At 69.6% G+C, this 22140-nt stretch carries 9 protein-coding genes and 1 pseudogene; 5 read left to right on the top strand and 5 right to left on the bottom strand.

The window, feature by feature from the left end:
• Positions 1-719: 719 nt before the first annotated feature.
• The 4 genes and pseudogenes from ABD994_RS09990 to ABD994_RS09975 form a co-directional block, all read left to right on the top strand.
• Positions 720-1314, top strand: a pseudogene (locus ABD994_RS09990) (type VII secretion protein EccC); the annotation flags it as partial.
• A gap of 873 nt (positions 1315-2187) precedes the next feature.
• The gene (locus ABD994_RS09985; protein ID WP_345413629.1) at positions 2188-2724 is read left to right on the top strand and encodes a hypothetical protein; all 537 of its coding nucleotides are present in this window, start codon (positions 2188-2190) and stop codon (positions 2722-2724) included.
• A gap of 273 nt (positions 2725-2997) precedes the next feature.
• Positions 2998-3468 carry an NUDIX hydrolase gene (locus tag ABD994_RS09980; RefSeq protein WP_345413625.1) on the top strand — a complete coding sequence of 157 codons (471 nt, stop codon included), beginning with the start codon at positions 2998-3000 and terminating at the stop codon, positions 3466-3468.
• Positions 3468-7430: an nSTAND1 domain-containing NTPase gene (locus tag ABD994_RS09975; RefSeq protein WP_345413622.1), complete on the top strand. Its 3963-nt coding sequence runs from the start codon at positions 3468-3470 to the stop codon at positions 7428-7430. The genes ABD994_RS09980 and ABD994_RS09975 overlap by 1 nt, the downstream gene beginning before the upstream one ends.
• Positions 7431-7658: 228 nt before the next feature.
• On the opposite strand, the gene ABD994_RS09970 is transcribed toward ABD994_RS09975, so the two are convergent.
• Together ABD994_RS09970 and ABD994_RS09965 are read right to left on the bottom strand one after the other, a co-directional pair.
• Positions 7659-9155, bottom strand: a complete 1497-nt coding sequence (locus tag ABD994_RS09970) for a DUF805 domain-containing protein (protein WP_345413621.1) — start codon at positions 9153-9155, stop codon at positions 7659-7661.
• A 4-nt stretch (positions 9156-9159) separates the two neighbouring features.
• Complete coding sequence (locus tag ABD994_RS09965) at positions 9160-10743, bottom strand: RyR domain-containing protein (RefSeq protein ID WP_345413618.1); 1584 nt, start codon at positions 10741-10743, stop codon at positions 9160-9162.
• Between the two features lie 340 nt (positions 10744-11083).
• Between ABD994_RS09965 and ABD994_RS09960 the strand changes: the two genes are divergently transcribed.
• Positions 11084-12295, top strand: coding sequence for an AfsR/SARP family transcriptional regulator (locus ABD994_RS09960; protein ID WP_345413616.1), 1212 nt, complete (start codon positions 11084-11086; stop codon positions 12293-12295).
• Here the strand turns inward: ABD994_RS09960 and ABD994_RS09955 are convergent.
• From ABD994_RS09955 to ABD994_RS09945, 3 genes are all read right to left on the bottom strand, one after another.
• Positions 12243-14882, bottom strand: a complete 2640-nt coding sequence (locus tag ABD994_RS09955; RefSeq protein WP_345413614.1) for an ATP-binding protein — start codon at positions 14880-14882, stop codon at positions 12243-12245. The two genes, ABD994_RS09960 and ABD994_RS09955, sit on opposite strands and share 53 nt — an antisense overlap.
• Entirely contained in the window at positions 14879-18271 is a 3393-nt protein-coding gene (locus tag ABD994_RS09950) for a hypothetical protein (protein WP_345413612.1), read from the bottom strand. The genes ABD994_RS09955 and ABD994_RS09950 overlap by 4 nt, the downstream gene beginning before the upstream one ends.
• Positions 18272-18357: 86 nt before the next feature.
• A complete protein-coding gene (locus ABD994_RS09945) occupies positions 18358-22137 on the bottom strand; it encodes an AAA domain-containing protein (protein WP_345413610.1) in 3780 nt (1259 codons plus the stop codon).
• Positions 22138-22140: the final 3 nt, after the last annotated feature.

Below are 22140 nucleotides of genomic sequence, written 5' to 3'. Positions count from 1 at the left end.
TGGGGGGTCCACTTTCGGCCGTCGCCAAGGGGTCCAGATTCAGCCGTCGTTGACAGGTGCTCCCCGAGATCGTCGGGAGTAAGCGCCCCGTGGACGATCGAGAGACAGGCACCGCAGGCCCGACACCTGCAACGATGGGTGCGCCGTCAGGGACTCGAACCCCGAACCCAGTGGACGAGAGTCACTCCGCGCACGGTCATCGATGATTATCGTTTGTGCTGGTCAGCGGACGTGCTGCCGAATGTCGATCATCAGCGGTGACCGGTCGACGACGGCCGTGGTGTGACGTAAGCGGCCACCTAAGCGGCCGGTGACGTGTGCCCCTGACGCTCGACCGCCTAAGGTGCTAGCGACCGCGTCCGAGTTTGACGCCGAGTTTGCTGGGGCTCGGCGGCGGAACATCGCCAATTGCTCCCCGACTGAACTAGACGAGGTGGTCGGCCGGCGTGGCTGACGGACACTCTGGCACCAACACATCCAGCTTCACTGGCTCAAGTGCCCGACCGCAACGCGGGACATGTGCTTCCGTTGCGCGCAGCCGGCTCGCCCCGATCAAGAGCGTCCGCATGCTAGCTCGCTCAACTCTCGCTCGGACGCGACCAAGTGGATGACCAAGACGGCCGCTTGGACTGTTGCCCTGCTGTCAGCTCGAGCAACGCCTGTGGTCGATCGTCGAGAAACGTGCACGGTGTTCCTCGTTCGTCAGCTGAATGCGCTCCCACGTCGCCGCGGTGATCACCACCTCGCCGACGCGCTGGGCCTCGTGGACCGCATGCAGGACGCCCTGGCCGGGGAGATGCAGCGCCGCCGGGAGCTGCCTGCGCGCGGCCGGTAGCCTCGCGGACGTCACCGAGTACGAGTGGCCGCGGGCGAGTGGCGCGGCGCTCAAGCCGTTGCCGACGCTGTTCGTCGTCGTCGACGAGTTCTCCGAGATGCTGAGCCAGAAGCTGAACTTTGGGGAGCTGCTCGTGGCGATCGGGCGGCTGCGCCGCTCGCTGCAAGAGCAGCTGCTCCTGGCCTCGCAGCGCCTCGAGGAGGGCTGGCTGCGCGGGCGCGACTCGCACCTGTCTTACCGCATCGGGCCCAAGACCTTCTCCGCGGCTCACTCCCGCGCGGTGCTCGGCGTGCCCGACGCCGCCAAGCTGCCGCCGGTGCCGGAGTCGGGCTACCCCAAGGTCGAGTCCTCGAGCATGGTCCGGTTCAAGGCGGGGCTACGTCTCCGCGCCGTACCGGGCAGCCGACCGGGTCGTGCCGCAGGAGTCCCCGCTGCCGCGCGAGATGCGCCCGCTGCTGTTCTCGACCCACTGGGTGGAGCCGGCCGCGCCCACGGTCCTGGACGCCCCGCCCGGCAAGGGGGCGAACGGGGACGAGCCCGCGGCGGTTCACCAACGGTGATCGGGCCGCACGGCGGACCGCCCGACGGGGCGGAGAAGCATGGTCAAAGAAAGCCGATGACTCAGGACTACCAAGTGCTGCTCGGGGCTGTGGCCGAGGCGATCCGCTACCTCGCGATTGGCGGGTAGCTCACTGTGCCGCGTGCGAAGCGCTGCACCGACTCCCAGAGCTTGGGCGCCGATCCCGCCGCGCCCGGATAGTGATAGACCGAAGTCGGGTTCATACGGTGCCGCTTGCCGGGACCGGCAGGAGACCCGGCCGAGTCTCCCTGCGCGCTGAGGAGGCCGAGAGCGACGATCGCGCTTGAGACACAGCCACGACTACGACAATCGGGTGATAGTGGCGAGGTCAGTCTCTGCCGGTGTCAACTAGGAGTAACGGCCTCGTGAAGAGGTCCGATACTGCGGATACATCCGCCGCAGAGCGATGAGTTGAACGCAGTGACTCGCGCACTGTCGGCCAGCGCCGGACGAGCAAGCGGGGGCTTCAAAGATGACGGCGGTACCAGGTCGGGACATCCGCGCCATCAGGTCCCCATGGTCGCGGAGGTCTGGGCGCCGACACGGTCAGCCGATGCGCCATGACCGACAGCCGCGTCACCGTACTCGTCAGTAAGTTCAACCGCCGGCCATTCGGATTGTTAAGAGGAGAACGATGTCTCGGGCGTCTCGTCGGCCTTTGGCCGCGCTTATCTCAACGGCAATGATCGTTGGCCTATTCCTCATCCCTGGACCTACCGCAACGGCTGACGATTGCGACGAGAGGTATGTTCCCGGCCGCGGGCACGTAAGCGTGGCGGACCTTGGCGGCAACCTCAGCATATCTGTGCAGTTTGAATTCACGCAGCAACAGCTCGACTCTCTCCGCTGTCACAATCCAGCTGCGCTCGAAGTTGACGTAGTGGTGAGCGGCGCAGTGCAAAACTATGGCGACCGTACAAATCGAACGAATTTGCCGAACAGCTACGTGGACACCGAGTTTGACGACGATTACTCGACTCGCGTGCTTACGGTCGGCACCACGGCGCCAGAGAACTTGCGCGCGGATAGCATCTACTACTTGATTCTCGACCTCGACGGTTACGTGCGTGCTATTGACAGTGAGATGACCGTAGGGCTCGACTTCCAGCGAGGTCGCTGGGCGGGGCTTAGTCCGGCGCATCCGGTGGAAGCTGCTGCTTGTGCACGCGGGGCTCGCCGGGACCCCGCGTGGTGCGTGTTTGCTGCGAACACTCAGGTCATGAGCAAGAACGGGATGGATCCAATCCACTTACCGAATGCTTCGAACTACGTTGAATCCGGAGCTTGGGGAGGTCCTCTCTCGAACTGAGGGAAGCTGGGGTGTCGGGGGCGAACAGAGTCGATCGGTAGCGCCCGAGTGCCTCGAGTGCACAGGAAAAGTTGCGGCTGACAGGTGCTGGAGCAAGCACTCTTCTCAGCCACGCTTTGTCGCTCGTCCTTCTCTAGCGGCGGAGGCTGGGGCGGGCGGTCCCGACCGACTCGATGGTCGGGGCATCGTCAGAAGTCTCGTCCTCCTTACCGTGCTCCGCCCCGGGCCGGTCCAGCCAGCGCCGCTTAGTACGAAAGGTGTCCGAACTTCGCCATGCCGAAGCGAGATTACTTCGACTCGCCCGACGCCCCGCTCGCCAACGATCTCACCCCAGTACTAAACGTGGCGGTCTTTAACGCTGCTGCCGAGCTGTTGCTGATACGCCGGTCCGACAATGGGTTCTGGGCGCTTCCCGGGGGCTACATGGAGGTTGGGGAGCGATTCGCAGAGGCGGCGGCCCGCGAGCTCGTCGAGGAGACCGGGATTGCGGCGGAGGTGACTGGAATTGTCGGGGTCTACTCCGACCCTCGGCACGTCACGGCTCATGACGACGGCATCGTGCATCAGCAGTGCACGATTTGTTTGCGGGCTCGGCCTATAGGCGGGCAACCGGGGGCCACCGCCGAAGCGAGCGTCACGGCGTTCTTCGACCGGAGACGCGCAATGGAGCTGCACATGCACCCCACCATGCGCCTACGCGTTGAGCACGCGTTCGACCGTCCATCCGACCCTTACATCGGCTGATGACTAAAGTCTTCATCAGCTACAACCGGGACGACGGCGACGCGGTCGACGCGGTGGTCCGCGAGTTGGCGGGGCACGGTTACCACAACGTGTTTGCCTACGACCTCGACGGCCGCGGAACCCGGTTAGGCGAGCGATGGCATCCGTCACTGATGGCGGAGGCCCGCACGTGCGACGTCCTAGTCGTCCTAACTGGGCCAGCGTCAATTCGATCTCAGCGATGCACCGAGGAGATCACCGTCGCGCTGGAGCGGTCCATGCCGGCCCGACCGTTCGAGCTGGTCGTCGCCGGCACCGCCGGAAACCCCCTGTTGGCCGACCGGCAGCGACTGGTGCTTAGCGATCGGAGTGGCCGGCTGGATGCGCTGGTGGAGGCCCTCGCCGAAGCCGGGTTCGAGCCTTCCGAGCGTGCGCAGCCGACCGAATCGCCCTATCCGGGTCTACGTGCATTCGACGCCGAGGACGAGCAGTTCTTCCACGGCCGAGACACCTTGGTAACCCAAATTGTCGACCGCTTGGACGGCTCGACGCTGACCGGGGGTGTCGTGCCGATACTCGGGCCGTCTGGCGCTGGCAAGTCATCTCTTGTGCGGGCCGGAGTGATGCCCTGCTTGCGCCGAGGGCGTGATATGGCCCAAGGCCGCGCTTTAGTCAACACCTGGTTCGTCTGCGACCCGTTCACCCCGGGGGAGAGCCCGCTGACCGGGCTCGGGGCCTCTCTCGCTCAGGCCGCCGCGCTGGTTGGGTCGACTTCGCCGCTGTGCAACGACCCTGACGGCATCGCGGCGCGTCTGTCCGCCGACGATGTCGATGCGGTCCTGACCAATCTACTCGTGGGAAAGCGCACTGGTCGCGTGCTGTTGGTGCTCGATCAGGCCGAGGAGCTGTTGTCGCGCAGCGACCAGACGGAGGTCAACCGACTCATCAGGGCGCTCGACACGATCATCGCCCGACGCCAGGCGTGGTTGCTTTACACGCTGCGGTCGGACTTCCTCACCGACCTGCTGCACAGTGGCACTGCCGGTGGACTGGTGGGGGAGTCGGTCCTGGTCCCCGTGCTGCGTGACGACGAGCTCAGCGCCGCTATCGTCACGCCGGCCCGCCTCGTCGGCTGGGAGTACCAGCCCGAGGTCGTGGCGAAGATGATCGTGGAAACGCGCGATAGCAAGGCTCTTCCGCTGCTCGCCTACGCCCTCGACCGGCTCTTCCGCCGAGTCCAGAACGAACATCGGCCGGGCCGCACGATCACCCTCGCCGATTACGCCGCCGCAGGAAGCGTTCGCGACGTGCTCACCGCGCAGGCCGACCTGGCGTTCACCGACGCGGTCGCCCGCGCGACTGAGGTGCTCGGCGCGACCGGCGGCGATGGAAAAACCGCGCAGACGCGGGTGTTGCGGCTGCTGCGCCGGTTCATGTCAGTACAGGACGGGATCGCCGTGCGGCGGCCCATCTTGGTCGACAATCTGGACCCTGTCGACCGGGCCATCCTCGAACCCTTCATCGCCAAGCGGATTGTTGCGATGACCGAGCGGAACACCGCCGAGGTCGCGCACGAGGCGCTGCTGACATCGTGGGCGCTACTTAAGGATGAGCTTGACGAGCTGCGCGAGGCCTTGCAGACGCGCGCGGAGATCGAGCGTCGGGCGCTTGAGTGGGCACAGGACGTGGAGCAGGGCCGAGGCGGTGCCGATGCCCTCCTCTCAAGCTCCAAGCTGCTCGCGTTTCTCGACATTGTGCGGCGGGGTGCAGACCTGGAGCTTGAGATGGGCTCGCCGACGCAAGGCTGGGCAGGCCTGCGCGCAAGCGTGACCGCCCTCGACCTCGGTGAATCTGAAATCGACTACATTGGGCGGTCTCTGCAGCACGCCTTAAGCAGCGAGATCACGCGGGTGGACCGGTTCGTCGAGCCCGACCCGATTTGGGTCAGCGAGGAGCTGCTCGGTGGCCAGACCGAGCTGCAGCGGGACCTGATGTCTGCACTGTGCACCGCCCCCGACGTCGGCCCACTGGTCGAACTGGTGCACCGGACGATGGCGGTCAACCCAGTGCATCTGGTGGTCGAAGCGCACGAGGGCGGCACGTGGGGCGCGGCGTGGGACCCGGACGGCACCCAATTTGCCACCGGGGGACGCGACCAGGCTGTCCGGGTATGGCAGCTGGAGGACCACGGTCTACGTGCCGCTCTCGAGATGCGTCACGGCATCGACGCAGCCAGCCGCCCAGTAGGCGCGGGCTGGGTCCGCAGCGTCGCCTGGACGAGCGACGGGCGGCACGTACTGTCCGTGGCGACCGACGAGAATCTGAAGATCTGGGACGCGACCCACGGGAGCGAGGTCCGCAACCACCTCCACCCGGACCGGTTGTGGACGGTGCAGACTCCAGCTGCCGGTGGCCTGGCCGTCACGGCTGGCGCGGACGGAGAAGTGCGGGTCTACCCGGTCGACCGCCGGTCCCGCGAGCCAGTTGTCACCGTGACCATCGGACACCGGGTCTGGGCCGCGGCGCTCTCACCGGACGGCACCAGCCTGGCCGCGGCCTGCGAGGACCGGCACGCCTACGTGGTCGACCTGGCCGACCCGACGACGGTGCGGCTGCGAATACCGCACCCCCACAAGGTCCGCTCTATCGTGTGGAGCCCGGACGGCAAGCTGCTGGCCACCGGCTGCCAGGACTCCGTGGGGCGCATCTTCGACGCCTGCACCGGCAACGTGATTCACGATCTAGGCGGCCACACCGACCAGATCCGCACGGTCAGCTTCTCCCCGAGTGGCAATCGCATCGCCACCGGGTCCGCCGACCTCGATGTCCGCGTGTGGGACGTCGCGACCGGCCGGTCGGTCGGGGTGCTTAGCCAGCACGACCAGGGGGTCTGCGCGCTCGACTGGGCACCGAGCGGCGATCGGCTGCTCAGCGCCGCAGATGACGGCACCGCGCGCATCTGGAAGGTCGGCAGCGACCCAGAGGCCTGCCTCGGATTTGGTCGCCCGGTCACCGCGATCGCATGGCACCCCGATCTGTGCACCCTGGCCGTGGCGCTCGCAGACAATCCGCAGACCGCAACCAGTGACGTCCTCCTAGTCGTCCCCGGCCGTGACGGCCACGAGCGCGCCGCCCGGCACGTTCTGCCCGTCACGAGCCTCGCTTGGACCGGCGATGGCGATCTAATCACCGCGTCGGTCGACCAGACGGCGGTCCTTTGGCGGAGCGGCAGCCCCGTGGTCACTTATACCGGGGCCCGGGACGGCGTGGTCGCTGCCTTCCCTCTCCCCGGTCGCGACCTGCTGCTCGGCGCCTCGCGAGACCGCGTTATCCGGCTGTGGACCATCGATGGCCCGCTCCGCACGGACGACGAGCCTGAATGGCACACCAGCTTCCTCACCGACGCCGACTGCGACGCCACCGGACGGCGGTTCGCCGCGGTCGGGGACGACCGCCAGCTGTCCGTTCACGAGCTGGACGGTGACAAACCGATCCGGACCGACGTCGGCGGTCGGGCGACCGCGGTCGCGTGGAACTGGGTCACCGACGAGATCGCGGTGGGTAGGAGCGACGGCACGATCCTCATCTACGACTGCACAGACGGCATCCAGCCTCACCCCGGACCGCGGCTACAGGCTCACCCTGCGGCAATCACCGCTCTCGCTTGGTCACCGGACGGTGACTTGCTCTGCGTCGCCTCTGAGGACAAGCGAGCGTCGATCTGGAGCACCCGCTCGGGAGCACAGCGGACCGTCCTCGTCGGCCACACGGCTGCCGTCACCGGATGCTCCTGGGTCGGACAGCGAGAAGTCGTGACCTGCGGGGGCGACGGGTACGTGCGGTGGTGGAATGTCGAAGACGCCGACCTGTACCCGAGCGCCGGACTGCCCGGCGACCACGACGTACGCTCCGCCGACTACCTTCGGCGTGTCCTCGACGAGCTCGGCTACCGCATCGGCAAGCAAGAACAGTCCACACCCTGACCGCGCCCACTGTCCGTGCTTTCGGTGCTGTGCCTGGTAATGCCTCCCCGAAGCGTGCTCGCGTTCCTTCAAGCCTTGGTTCACATTTGTGCGGAGTCCTCCTCTCGGGCACGTGACATGGCAGGGCCAAGCGGCGTGGGCGGCCTGAGCGGCTCGACGCGACCGTCTGCACCGCTGACTCCGCCCGAGGCGCCGGGGACCGCGTTCGTTAGGTGGCCCGACCGCTCACTAGAGCCCGGTCGCGGCGTGCACGAGTACCAGGACGGGCACGAGGAGGACGAGCTCGACGACGTAGGACACGCCGACGGTGTTGGCGGCCTCCCAGTCGGGCGACTCCCGAGCGGCGCCGTACCGGTTGAGGCCCGGCGAGCCCCGCCGACACGTGAGCAGTATCTGGACCGGGAGCCCGAGAACAGGGACGGCTCCGAGTATCAGCCACCAGCCGGGCCGGTCGAGATCGTGCAGCCGTCGCACGGCCGCACACGCCACGGGAACCATCGCGAGGCCGAGGAAGACGAGCGGGAGGACCGCAGACTCCCCGGTGAACCCGAACGTGGCGCCGCCGCCGATGAGTCCCAGGAAGGGGCCGAGGACGAGCATCGTCCAGAACTCGGTCCTACCGGCGCGACGGCGCGTCGACAGCGCAGGCCCGAGGAGGGCACGCGCCATCGCTTGGTACAGATCGAGGCCCTGCCGCAGGACGGTGAATTCACCATCTCTCGCGGCGTCGGGTCCGGACACGCGGATCGATCGGGACTGCTTGGTTCGGATGCTCGACAGGTCGTCATAGCGCGCCTCGCCGTCGTCGATCCCGACGAGAGCCTCGTGCAGGGCGAGCGCGTAGGTGACGTTGCCTACCCGGCCCGCCCCGGACCGTCCGCACCGGCGGGGCTGCTCCCATTCACTTCGCCACCACCGTGGATACGGCGCATCCGGGACCAGTTGCACGACGATGGCCGTGGCCGGCATGAGCCGAGCGAAGTGCTCGGGAGCGTGTCGTCCGCAGTCGAGTAGTGACAACGCCTGACAGACATCTTCACGGGCGCGCGCGTAGAGCTCGAGATCGTGGTCAGGGGGCGGGAGGACCAGGATCGCGCGATGGGCCATGCCCGTTGCGGCGATGGTCTCGATCTCCCAGCGGAATCCGGCCCGGATGGTCCCGCGGGAGGCGAACAGCAAGACGATCGCGCGGGCGTCGGTCACTAGGCGATGAGCGACGTCCTGCCACTCCTCGTCGCGAGCACGCATGAACGTGACCCCGGGTGGAACGAGGGCCGAGCGCTGGTCGACGATGCCGACGCAGGCGAGCTCGTGTCCGGCGGACAGCCCACCGAGGACCTGCTCGAACGTGAGATTCGGGTCGGTGAAGCTCGCCAGGATCGTCATCGCGCCCTGCTTCTCCTGTTCGTGCGGGACGAGCAATCGCCCGTCGTCGCCGAAGGAGCGCAGCAGTGTGCAGAACCCGTCGCGCTTCAACCCGGGAAGAACCTCATTCTGGGAGCGGCTGCGAGCCGGTCGGCTGTAGGCGACCGCCGCCGTGACAATAGCGCCGACCGTCATGACGTAGGCCACCGTCACGATCGGCTGCCGGGTCAGCAGTTCGACTAGGTCCGTCGTGTCGGAATTCAGCACGAGGAGAGCAGCTGTGCCGCCGGTGAGGAAGACGAGGAGGAACACTCCGCGCACGCCGAGGAAGCGCCACAACCGCGCCCACGCCGTGCTCATGGCCTCACCCGCCGACGCGGAGGATCTGCAGTCCGATCCCGCGGAGCTGGTCGGGGATGGCGGCGACGGCGTCGACGTCCTTCTGCTGGGACTCCCGGGTAAGTTTCGGCCAGGGCACCAGGTCGGGATGGGTCTTCGCCGCGTCGTCACGCGGTCCGTGGGTCCAGCCGGCCTCCGTTCGCTCAACGCGCCAGCGCTCGTGCTCTTCCTTTGCGAGCCGATCGAGCTCCGCGCCCTCGAATGCGAAGGTGTTCTCGGAGCCGTCGGAAGGCACGACGGCCAGCCCGGCCCCGCGGAGCTTCTCGCCGATCGAGTGCGCTTGGCGGATGTTCGCCGTCTTCAGGTCCTCCGGGAGCTTCGGCCATGGCAGCGTCGAGGGGTTGCTGTTCTCGGTCTCCCCGCGGGCGCGGGCCTGGCGGACGTAGGCCTCGTGGGCCGTCCGCGCGATGTCGAGGTAGATGCCGTCGCGCAGCGAAGGCAGCGCGTAGACGTGGTCGGCGACGTTGAAGAGGAGCATCCGGGCCCGGTCGATACGGGAGATCGGCGTGTGGTCGCCCGCGACCTCGGTACCGAGGGCGGTGCTTGAGCCGGTCGCGACCACGACGTCGACGGCCGAGGCGTGCATCCGCCGTAGAATGCGCAGACCGAGCCGGATGGCGCCCGCGTCGTCGGGGGCCGACACCACGGCGAGGGCCAGGTCCGCGGGCGCCTCGTAGGCCTGGAGCTCCGCGGGGTCGAGTCGCGCCCACCGCACCGCAGGATCGACTCTCGCCGACCGCCGTTCGAGCTCTCTGGCGAGGGCCTCGTGCTGGCCCCCGGATCCGACGAGCACGACGGAACCGGTTCCCGTCGCCGAGAGGTGGGCGTCGAACAGGAGCCGGGCCGCCCGGGCGACGGGATCGAAGAATTCGGTCCGGACCAAGGACCCGGAGTTGATCTCGTGGGCCGCGAGGGCGATCGCCAGCTCGGGCGAGCCCATCTCCAGGAAGCAGGGCGGCGGCGTCGCGACGTCGCGCAGCGCCGTCCGCACGCTCGCGGCGATGTCGGTGTTCCGACCGTTGTCCCCGGTGACAATCACGATCTCCGCCGCGCGGTCGATTCGCGCCTCGCGCAGGACGGCCCCGTCGCGGGGATCCCCACCGATACGTAGCACCGCCTCCTCGTGGCCGTCCGGAGCGGGCTCGCTGCTCGCCGACGAGGCGCTGATGATCACGCAAGACCGGTGCTCCTCGAGTGCCCCCTGCGCGACGCGCAGGGCCGGGGCGCCGTCGCCGCAGACCACCGTGTGGTGGTGGAGCCGCCTAGCCCGGACCATCTGGTAGGTCGAGTTGTAGACGGCCAGGACCGAAGCGCCGAGAGCCAGAGCCGTCGTCGCCGGGGCGAGGAACCGGGCGACATCGAGCACGACCGGCAGGGGCGCCGCCTTCTGCAGGGGCGACGCGTCGAGGACGAACAGCTGCAGCGTGTAGTAGGCGACGTCCGTCCAGCCCGACGCGGCATAGTCCGGCTGCGTCGGCAGGAAACGGACGAACCCGATCATGCCCAGCACGGTCGCGACCACCGCGCCGACGCCGATCGCTACGCGCACCGACGACTGGGTCGTCGAGAGCCGTTCTACGTCCGCGCGCGCCACAGTTCAGGTCCCCCTCGTGTCGTCCAGATCATCGCGGGCGAGACCAAGCCCGATGCTGCGCTGAACAAGCGAGAGTAGAGGACTGAATGGGTGAGGGTGCTCATAGGTCCACTAGGATGTTCGTGAGCCGGCGCCACCGGGCCTGTACCGCGCCTTGTCCGGCTGCAGTCTTGCGGGACATCGCTGACCTTCGTTTCGACGTCAGACTGCCCAGCGCTTGACGAAAGTCCCAGGCTCGCCCGCGCGGGAGGGGCCGGCAAGGCAGCGACAGAGGCTGCCATCTACCCTCGCCAATATGCCACCGCCTGGTCGCAACGCGGACGTCGAGGTGGAAGTCAGGGTTCTCGGCGAGATGACCGTAACCCGCGAGGGAGCGCGACTGCCTCTAGGCGATGAGCTGCGCGACACGCTCGCCCTGATTGCGCTCAGCGGACCCGCGGGCATCTCCCCTGGTCGCTTGGTCGAGGAACTCCCGGGGACATATCGGGTGACCCGAACCAACGTCTATCAGCGAGTACTCTCCCTACGTCAGCGCGTCCCAATCGTTGGAGGTGGGCCGAAGCGCGAGCCCTACGCGCTCGACCGCGCTCGTGTGTACGTTGATGCCGACGCCTTCATTGGCGGCGTGAGGCGGCTCGTCGACCGGCCGGACCCCGCGGCCCTTGATCGTCTGATGGGCCTGTGGCGCGGCGACCCATGGGATAGGTCGGCGATCGCTCGTGCGGGGCCTTGGGCCGAAGTTCGGCGAGCCCGAGAACGGCTGGTCGAGCTCGTCTTGGCGCTAGACGATGGCGACCGCGCTGCTCTGACCAGGCTCAACAGTTTCGTCGCGCTCTTCCCTGAGGATCAGACGCTCGAACGGGTGCGGCGAGCCTGCCGCGAGCGGCCCCGATTGCTCGTCATCGAAGACGAGATCATGGCCGATCTGCGGTCCATCCTCGACTCGGAGTTCCGCGTCCAGCCAGTCGTGGACATCGAGGGGTGGAACGTCGTGCGCGAGTCTCTCGACGTCGAGGGAGTGCTGATCGACCGCCACCTGACGGCCAACCTGACCGATGACCGCGGAACCACGGTCATCGCGGATTTCCTTCGCAGACACACCGAGATTCCAGCCACGCTCATGACGGTCGCTCCGCCGCCGACGGCGAGCGGACACGTCGACCTGCAGGCCAAGTACCGCTTGCTCGAGGTGGTGCACAAGACGGGCTTGGGGGGCGCGCTCAATGAGACGCACCTACTTGACGCGGCTCGCGCCCTCGTCGACCGCAGGGAACAGGCCCATCGAAGGCGACTGGAGCTATGGGTCCGGTCTGACCTGTTCCACGTCGAGGACGACCAGCGGTTCAACCCTTCGTCTACCGACGCAGCCCGACGGCTGGCCAAGTGTCGGCACGCAGCGGAGGCGCTGCGCCCCGTGCTCATCGATGGGCCGATCGAGGTGGCCGTGCAGCAGGTCAGCCGCTTCCACCGGGAGTGGGGTCCACGTCGACCGGAAGCCACATTCTGACGCACGCCCCGCCGAGGTCGGAGTGCCCAGCGAGTTCGAGGGTGCCACCGTAATCCTGCAGCCAGGTCTGGGTGCTCAGCAGGCCGGTCCCCGTTCGGCCCTCCACCACGTCCGCCGACGTGATCTCGCCAGCGTCGATACCTGCGTACAGCACGGCGCTGTAACGACGCAGAGCCTCCGCCGTAAAGCCTGGACCGCCATCGGCGACCTCGACCGCCACACATGGTGGAGGGACCGGCAACGTGCTGGCCGGTTGCGGCGGCGCGGCGTGGACTACGACACGGATTCTGATCGTTGACGGGCCGTCCGCTTCCTCCTGCGCGGCCTCAGCGTTGCGTACGAGGTTGGTAAGTGCTTCGTTGAGTAGCCAGGAGTTGGCCACCACCCACACCGGGCTATCCATCTCGGAGCGTATCCGGATCGGGCGGGCTGTGTTCCAATCAACCTCCCCAACCACCGCACGCACGACATCGGTCACGTCGGTCCGGGTGGGCGGTTCGAGGGCCGCCTCGTAAGCGTTGACATAGGCGCCTCCGCCGAGCCCTTGAACTCGGAGGCGGATCGCTTCTAGGGCGGCCCGGTCCTGCGGATCAGCAGTGCGAGACAGCATTTGCTCTAGGTCCCGTCGGATTCCCGTCACACGGTTGTCCAGGCTGTGGCCGATGGTGTGCGTAACGCGCTCGCCCAGCACGGCCGCCGCAGCCCGGGCGGAGACGCGAATGCTCTCGGCCGTCTCAATGACCGCCTCGGTTGCAGCGGTCCGGACTGTGTCGTCGTCGCCGCGAAGAATCAGCCGCAGCCCACTGGCGGGCGGGCGTACCCCGCCATCCTGGCAACGTAAGAGGCCGAGCGCACATAGGGTCGTGATCGCGCGGGAAACGTGTAAGTGTTCCGAGATTCGCGCCTGCACCTCGGTCGGCACCTCAACGAGATTCAGGGTGGCGAGGACTTGCCGTTCTTCCAGCGGGTCGTCGCCGTCGGGCCACAGCGCGAGCCACAGCACCGTGCGTGCGGCCGCATCATGGGCAAGCGGGGCGATCAGCGCCGCCCGGATCGCTGCGTGCCGCTCAGAGCTGCGGATCGCACGCAGGGCTGGCAGCCCGACACGGGCCTCTTCCGTCTCGAGCGAGTCCGTCATCATCATCTCCAGCACGCAGCGGAGCGCCACGCGGTGGCCAGCGGTGTCGTGGAGGACACCGTCGAGCACTGGGCCGTCTGGACGGAGCCCGCAAAGGTCGAACAGCCACGCCAATGAGTCGCGCGGTGCGGCTCCTGGCCCGAGGTCCAGCGCCGGACCGCCGAGCACGATCGTCGGCGCGAGCTGCGGCACGAGCAGACGGAGCAGGTTGACCCGCCGGGTCGTCGCGCTCGGCGTTCGACGACGCGCGTCCGGAGCGACGAGGAGGAACAGGTCGGCGAGGTCAACCACAGCGACGTGATCCGCGGCGCTGCGCGCGGCCCGGGTGCAGGGCCGGAACCAGACGACCGGGAGGGCACCGATGTCCGGATCGACAACGGCGATCGGCTCCACGGCGGACGTACCGCCGTCGTCGTCGACGCTGATCCAAAGCGCGACGCCCTCGAGCCCGAGCAGCGGCAGGACCGGCATGCGGGCGTCATGCAGGCCAAACAGCCGCGTCCGGTATCCGACGACCCGGCCGGTGCGGTCGTCGGTCACCGCCTCGACCGGGGGTGCGGCCTGCTCCCCGAGCAGCGCTGCGAGGGCGACCGCGAGGTCGAGCACCGTCGGTCCGTCGAGCGGGCCGAGAATTCGGCCCAGGGCGTCAAGCAGGCGCGGCCATGCCTCGTCCGTGCTCAGCGGCCGGTACCGTTCGAACTCCGGGCCCGGGGACCGTCCGGTGGACCGGTACCACCCGAGGACCTCGTCGGCCGGGTGACCCGGCCACGGCCACCGCAGCGGGGGCGGCTCGACCGTGCGGGGGCCGGCGTCGACGCTCGCCCCCGGGCCGGCCCGCAGGAGTTCCCGCACCACCCGGAACTCCTCCGCGCGCATGCAGTTCCGCACCGCCTCGGCCCAGGACGTCGCCCACCCCGCCGAGTCCGACGCGGCGAGCTCCTCGGCGATCCGTCGCTCGACGGCGACCGCCAACGCTTCCTCCGCGCCGCCGACCCGCCTTATCTCCGTCTCGAGCAGCTGCCGCCCATCGTCGCGCGAGCGCTGCGTGGCTGCTGCCAGCGGAGGCTCCGGGGCCGGAGCGAGGCCGAGCGCAGCCGCCTTGCTTTCCAGGTCGGCCCAACTGCGGCGCAGGTCGGCGAGGGCGTCGGCGCGGGCCGCCGCGAGCCGGTCCGCGGCCGCCTGCCAGCGGTCGCCCCCGGCGTCGGGCGCCGGGCTCTGCTCGAGCAGGTCCAGCAGCAGCGTCTCGGCGATCTCGAAGCGTCCCTCGGACAGCAGCGCGTCCAGGCTCTCTGCGTAGGACCGGGGTCGGGCGAGGCTGGCGACCAGCAGGTTGGCGGCGCGATCGAGGTCCGCCCGGGTGCCGCCGGAAGTGAGCTCGGCGGAGAGGGCGGGGTGGCGCCACCGACCGGGCCATTCGGCCAGGAGCGCGTCGACCAGGTCGTCCGTCACCGGGCTGCTGCCCCTCCGGCGCCGCGCTCCGGCGAGCCGTGCTGTTGCTCCACCCAGGCCCGGACGTCCCGGAACCGGTCGAGGACCGCGTCGACCACCCGGCGCTCGGGCCCGGTGATTAGCTCGGTCTGCTCGGTCAGCGCGTTCCACAGATCGGCGACGACCCGCGCCAGCCTTTCAGCGTGCGGCACGAGGGCGGCGTCGCCGGAGTCGCCGGAGGCGCCGGTCGCGTCCCGGTCGGCGGACTCGGAGCCCGAGAGCGCGGACACCCGCCGCGCGTCGTCGCCGATCTTCGCCAGCAGCCGCACGTAGCGCTTCCGGTAGGTGCCGTACATCGGTTCCTGGCCGGGCGCGGCGACCGCGGCGGCGACGTCGATCATCGCGCCGGGGTCGCGGTGGGGCACCGACTCCAGCCAGGCCCGCACCGCCGCCGGGTCGCGGGCGACCACGGCCTCCTTCAGCCGAGCGAACACGCCGTCGGGGCGGTTGAACAGGTGCATGTGGGTGCGCAGGCTGGCGGCGTTGTTCAGGTTCGTCCCCTCCGCTCTGGCCAGCGACACCTCCAGGGCGATCCAGGCCTGCGCGCGCGCCTCCTGGTCGTGGTGCCCATGAAGGTCGTCGAGGATTGTCGACAGGGGTAGCGGCCGGCCGTCCGACTCCTCCGCGAAGGTTAGGGCCGCCTCGATCAGGCCGACCCACGACGCGTCGAGGCAGTCGTCGGCATCGGCGACGGCGTCCTGCCGCTCGAACTGGAGCATGTCGGTGGCGACCGCGCCGCCCTGCCCGAGCAGCGCCTGCTCGAGCGCAATGGCCACGACTGCCGTGCGCTCAGCGAACCAGAGCTCGCGCCGCTCTACCGCTGGGGCGCCCGGCCCGACGGCCGGCGACGGCGAGTCCAGCAGCACCAGCGCGCGCTCGAGTGCCTTGTCGGTGTGCGGGCCGCCCCGGGCGGCCGCGAGGACGGTGAGGGTCGGCCGCGGGCGAAACCACTCATCAGGGATCACGATCCGCAACACCATCGCCTCGACGTCCTCGCCGTCGTTCCACAGGTCGGTGACGAGCCAGCGGAGCCAGCGCTCGCGGCGAACCGGCAGGGTCGCCGTCCCAAACTGGTCCAGGCAGAGCGCCACCGCGGGCCGCAGCACCTCGCGCCCGGCGATCCCGACTAGTCGGTCGAGCGTCTCCCACGCCGCGTCGGCTTCGAGGTGCCGCGCCACGGCGTCGGCCGGGCGGAGGCCGGCCGCCACGTCGTTGAGGACGAGCTGGGCGGCGAGAAATGCGCGATCGGGCCCAGCGGCGGGCGGGTCGGGGCGGTCGCGCTCCGGCTCGCGGCCCACCTCGGCCTGCAGGCCCAGCGCGCGCACCACGGCGTCGGCCGCCGCACGCCCGGTCAGCCGCAGCCCGATCTCGGAGCGCTGCCGGTGGGCCGGCGCCGTCGCGTACTGCCCGTCGAACGACAGGAAGTTGAAGCTGCTCAGCAGCACCTCGTCGTCCCAAACGAGCACCTTGGCGTGGTTCTCGTCGCGCACCACCTGCATCGAGGGGGAGCGCGCCAGCTCGTGGAGTATCCGCTCGACCCCCGAGCGGCGCCCGCCCTCGCGCGCGGCGACCGACTCGTCCCGCAGCCGCTGATAGATGACCGTGACCTCGACGTCCCGATCGAGCAGCTCCCCGATCGCCGCACCGAACCGATCGTCGACGATCTGCCCGTCGAGCTGGTCCGAGGTCACCACGAGCCGGCGTCGGGCCGAGCGCAGCGCCTGCCGCAGGATGTCGCGGTGGGCCCCGTCCACCACGACCTGGGCGGCCGGGTGGGCGCGAGCGGCGACGTGCGTGGCCACCCGGTCGGCCAGGTCGACCCACAGCCCGCTCCACGCGGCCGCGGCCGCGAGCGCGGCCTCGCCCTCGTCGTCGGACGGCTCGGGCGGCGGGGTGAACGTGCCGGGTGGCACGGCCGGCTCACGGACGGGGCGCTCGTCGCGGGAGACCGGGGGCCGACGCAGGGCGAAGTCCTGCTCGGTGGTGAGCAGCGACCGGCTCATCTCGTAACCGGGCACCGTGCGGCGTGCCCAGACGAGCAGGTCGCGGACCGTGCGGCAGCTCCCGCCGCCCGGGGCCGTGACCCGCACCCCGGCCTCGCTGCCCGGCTGAGCGGAGCTGAGCATGTTCCAGCTGGTGACCAGCGCGCTGTGGTCGTCGGCGACGGCGATCTTGGCGTGGGTGCGCGACGACGTCTTCGGCACCAACAGCGGTGTCCTCGAGCCAGCCCCGGCCGGTGCGCTCAGCTCTAGGGAGTAGAGCAGGTTGCGCACGCGCTCGTCCTCGTCGAGCCGCTGGTCGTAGGAGATCCCCCACAGCACGACGACCTGCACGCCCCGGGCCAGGGCCTCACGCAGCTCGTCGCTCAAGGCAGCGAGCGCCGGGTAGCGGATCCAGGGGCAGGTCAGGACGAGCTGGAACTTGGCGCTGCGGATGAGCTCCCGCAGCGCGGCCTCCTGCATGGGCCCGTCGAGCGCCTGAATCTCGACCTCGCGGTCGACCTGGTCCTCGAACACCCCGTCAAGCCGGCGGGCCAGGTCGCACAGCGACAGGTGCCAGTTCCGGCGCTGCCCCGCCGGAATCTCGGCGGCGGTTACGGCCTGCTCGCGCATGCGCGACACCGACCAGGCCAGAGACGGGGCGTCGGCCAGCTGCGGTGCGGACTGTCCCCGCAGCGCCTGGGCGAACTCGGTGTTCGGGTGGCGCTCGGCGAGCAGCGTGAGAGCCTGGGACGCGGCCTGGCGCCGGCTCGGTGGCAGGACGTCGCCTACCACGGTGACCACGAGCCGGTCGGTCTCGGGATCAACGCTTGACCGCACGTCGAGCGGCAGCCAGCGGCGGCCGGCGGAGGCGACCTGGTCGGGGGAGAGCCGGGCGCTGATGACGCGACGCGTGCGGGTCTCCCCGAACCGCCGCCGCACCTCGTCGTCGCGCTGCTCGCGGCTCTCGTCGAGCAGACCGCGCTCGACCGCGTCGAGCACGTCGGTGACGGGCGAGTCGCCGATGCGAATCCGCTGGTGGTCCACCGGCACGGCGAAGCGCCGCTCCGCGGGCGCGCGCGCGCCCCTGGCCGGCATCAGGTACCCGGACAGCTTGTCGACCATCACCTCGCGACTGTCGTCGACGGTCTCCGAGGCCTTGAGCTTGTCCAGCGTGCCCTCGGCGACGTGCCGGGCGACGGCGTCGGTGACCGTCACCCCGCCGTGGGCCCGGACCAGCCGCAGATAGCCGGCGTGCCAGAGGTCCTGGACCACGTCGAGGGTCGTGCGGCTGCTCAGGCCCAGCACGTCAGCCAGCTGGTGCAGGGTGTCCACGCCCGCGTGCACCGTCCTCAGGACGATCCGCTCCATCGGGGTGACCGCGTCTTCGAAGCCGAGGCGCACCCGCACCGACGCGACGTCGCACGGAACGTAGACCGTAACGGTCCGCCCGGCGGTCACGACGAGGCCCGGGCCGCGGCCCGCTCCTCGACGGCCTCCCGCGGCGCGACCACCAGCGGTGGCAGGTCGCCGAACAGCTCGCGCGCCGACAGGACCGTGCCGTACATCTGCACGGCCCGGCAGACCTTCGGCCAGAAGCCGTCCTGGTCGCCCACGGACGCGTAATGGTCGAACCGCCCTACGATGACCAGCTGGCGCCGGGCACGCGAGAACATGACGTTGATGAGTTCCTGCTGTGTCAGGTGACCAAGCGATGCTTGTGCCGATGGGGCGCCCTCGACGTGGCCGCGGGCCGTGTCCCGGACCAGGGACACGATGACCATGTCGGCCTCGCGGCCCTGGAAGGCGTGGATCGTGGACAGGTGGGGTGCCGCGAGACTGTTCCCCGACAGCAGCCTCTTCTGCTCGAGGTACGGGCTGAGGATGGCCAGAGGCGAGTCTCCGTAGCCGTCCTCCTGGGGCCGCGGGAACGGCTGGAGGCGCTGCAACAGCTGCACCACGATCGCCGCCTCTCCCGCGTTGTACCAGCGCGTGTGGTCGCGGCAGCTCGCGATGCCCGCGGTGTCGAGCCAGACCAGCGACTCGCCGTCGAGCTCGCGCGGGCTGCGCAGTCGTATCGGCGGAATCCGGCGATCCGGGTCCGGGTCCCAGAACGTCTCAAGCCCGCCGGCTGGCAGGCCATCGGTCGGGCGCCCCTCCCCGGTCGGCTGGGGCTCAAGGGGGTAGAACACGCGACTGACCAGGTCGCCGATCGGCTTGCGCATCCGGAATTGGGTGGCCATACGCTTCAATGGCGGCGGGTTGCGCGACGCCGTGCGGTCCTCGGTGAAGAGGCTGCCGAACAGGTCGAGCGCGGCGAGGTAGCGGTCGCGTTCCTCGCCGACGAGGGCGATGCCCTCGTGGGGGTCGGCGATGCACGAGTCGAGGAACCGCTCGACGTCGGTGCGTCTGTGCGCGGGCAGCTGGAAGTGGTCACCGATCAGCGTCCACCGCAGGCCGCGCACAAGGGGGATGGCCAGCTCGGTGGGCCACGCTTTCGCGGCCTCCTCCACGACCACCCAGTCGAACACGACCGCCGCGTTCGGGAACAGCAGGTCCGGAGTAGACGTAGCGCACGTCGCAAAGATCAGGTTGGCGCCGCGGTGCAGACGGTCGCTCAGCTCCGGCAGGACGGACTCACCGCCCGGCGCCAGCAGCTCCTGCCAGTCCTTCAGCACCGACCGCAGGCCCTCGGACAGGCGCCGTTCCCGATCGTGGAGGACGCCGTCGACGTGCCGATGGAGCCGTGACTGCTGGCGGTCGGCCAGCGGAGACCGGGTCCACTGCTCGACGTCGTCGGCAACCCGGTCGAGTGCGCCGACCGCCCGGGATACGACGCGCAGTGGGATCGGCGACACATGGCTGTGCCCCTCGTCGGTGGGCCGGCCGTTCGTGTCGGTGGCGCCGATCGCCCGCAGCACGCCGGCGGCCAGGTTGTCGAGGGCGTAGTTGGACTGCGCCGAAACCAGGACGCGGGCGGTGGGGTGCCGGTCGAGGTAGGCGGCAATCGCCGTGGCGGCGACCCGGGTCTTGCCAGTGCCCGGCGGTCCCTGGATCGCGGCGAAGGGCTCGCAGACGAGCATCTCGCGAACGGCGTCGCCGCCGTCGCCGGCGAGGTCGGCGCCCGCGTCGGCCCAGTGGTGCTCAAAGGTGCGGATCGTCCGCGGGTTGCGTAGCTGAGAAGTGAGCGTCCGGAACCGGAAGAGCTCGTACGCGGCGTCCCGCTGGCGGTCCAGCGCGACGGCCGTCCCGCGGTCGTCCCGAGACCGCAGCCAGCCCTTTTCCGGGACCGGCGCACTTCCGGGCTTGCGGCGGAGCACGACGCGGTCCGGCCCATCGCGACGGACCACCTGGGCCTCGGCGACCGCCCGCCGTGAACCGGGGCGGCCCGACCGGTCCTCGATCACGTCGACATCCATGCCGCCGTCGTCGTTCTCCAAGCGCTCGAAGAAGTCCCCGAACTCGGGGCGCAGGGCCGGCGTGGCGGCGAACTTGACGAACAGCGGCGAGGTGACGACGACGTCCTGGTCGCGGTCGGCGTCGAACCGCACGACCACGTCCCCCCGCTCCGTGCCCTCCATGCAGACGAACGGGTACTGGCGGGCCCGCAGCTCGACGTCCTGGTAGTCGAGCAGCCAGTCGATGGCCCGCCGGTACTGCAGCTCATGCGGCGAGCTGTCGTCGACCGGCGCGGTGGACTCGATGAGCGAGCCCCAGTGCGGGCGATCCCGCAGCTTCCGCACCATCGCGCGATGGTCGATGTCATCGGCCACGAGGTCGACCTCAGGCACGGCCCGGGTGCCGAGCCAGTCGAGGTCGCGCAATCTCCGCTCGACCCACGGCTGGGACTGCTGCACCGCGTACTTGATGATAAGCGCCGTCTCCACCGGCGCGAGCAAGTTGTTGTCGCGGTCGCGAGGCCTGTAGAGGTCGCAGAACCAGAGGACCTCCTGACCGCGCAGCAGCTGGGTGGCCGCGCGCTTGAGGCCCCTGTCCCCGCCCCGAACGAATGGGTCCGCGCCATCCGGGGCGTACGTCATCATCGCGCCGCGCAGGTCGGAGGTGATGAACGCCGCCAGCTCATCGCGGCCATCTGCGGTAGCTGGATGCTCGCTGATCAGGCCCCACCGGAAGATGGTCTCCGCGCTCTCGGTCGGCATGAACACGACCATGTGCGCCCGATCGCTCGTCCGGTCCTCCCACGTCGCGAGAATGCGGTCGTAACCGGCGGACAGGAGGTTGACGACATCGTCGGCCGTCGGCCGACGGTCCGGGTCCCGGTCGAGCATCCGGACGAGGATCTGAGCCAGATCTGGTGGGATGCTATCGGCGCGGCCGACCGTGTCTCGCAGGTAGCGGTGGAAAGCCAGGTACTCCTGATGCAGATGGGCGGCCCGCTCGGCGTCGAGCAGCCCATCGACTGGGCCAGGGAGTACGTCGTCGGGGAACTCGCCGAGTAACCACTCCCAGACGACCGCCGCGAGGCTGAAGACGTCCGAGTGGTCGCTCTCGATCAGGTCGTTGTCCGCGTCGACGGCCAGCGCGAAGGCGACACGCTCCGGGGGGGCGTAGCGCAGCCCAGACGTGTCGCCGAGGAACAGCCCGCGCAGGCCGTCGGCGCGCACCGAGCTGTCGAGGGTGGCACGGAAGATGTCGTCGACTAGCGCGCTCAGCTCGAACCGAGCTAGGCGCAGACTGTGGTCGGCGTGCACGTCGATCGCCCGCGGGCACAGGTTACGGTGCGCCAGACCGAGCCCGCGCAGGACTGCCAGCCCGTCGGCGAGCGAGCGGAAGCGTCGCAATGCCTCACGCGGGTGTTCCCGAAGCCACCTGCGCTCGGCCGCTGCGGCTGCGGTTCGATCGCTGCCGCGCGTGGCGACGAACGCCATCCCCGCAACGTCGTGGCCAATCGTCGCCGTGTCGTCCGCGCTTCGGTAACCGCCGTCCAGCACCTCGGGCAGTGCCGGATGCCGCGAGCCCGACATCCGCAGCAGGGCGCGGATGTCCTGCTCCCAGAGCAGGCCGCCAATGTCGCCGATGCCCAGGAAGACCTGCACATCGACAGTCCGCTCCTCGCGGACGTCGATCATCCGCAGGTGGTAGCAGCGGCCGGCGAGGAGTTCCTCAATTGGCCGCTCCTCGTCGTCGTCCGCGAGCAGCTCGTACGGGCCGAACTCGGCGGTGGCGGGGTCGACGAGAAACCGCTCCACCAGCGCCGCCACAGCCGCGATGCTCATCGC

Source organism: Actinomycetospora chlora, assembly GCF_039542135.1.
Classification (GTDB): Bacteria; Actinomycetota; Actinomycetes; order Mycobacteriales; family Pseudonocardiaceae; genus Actinomycetospora; species Actinomycetospora chlora.
Note: the sequence above shows the minus strand (reverse complement) of the source record. Positions and strands in the feature narration are given on the sequence as shown.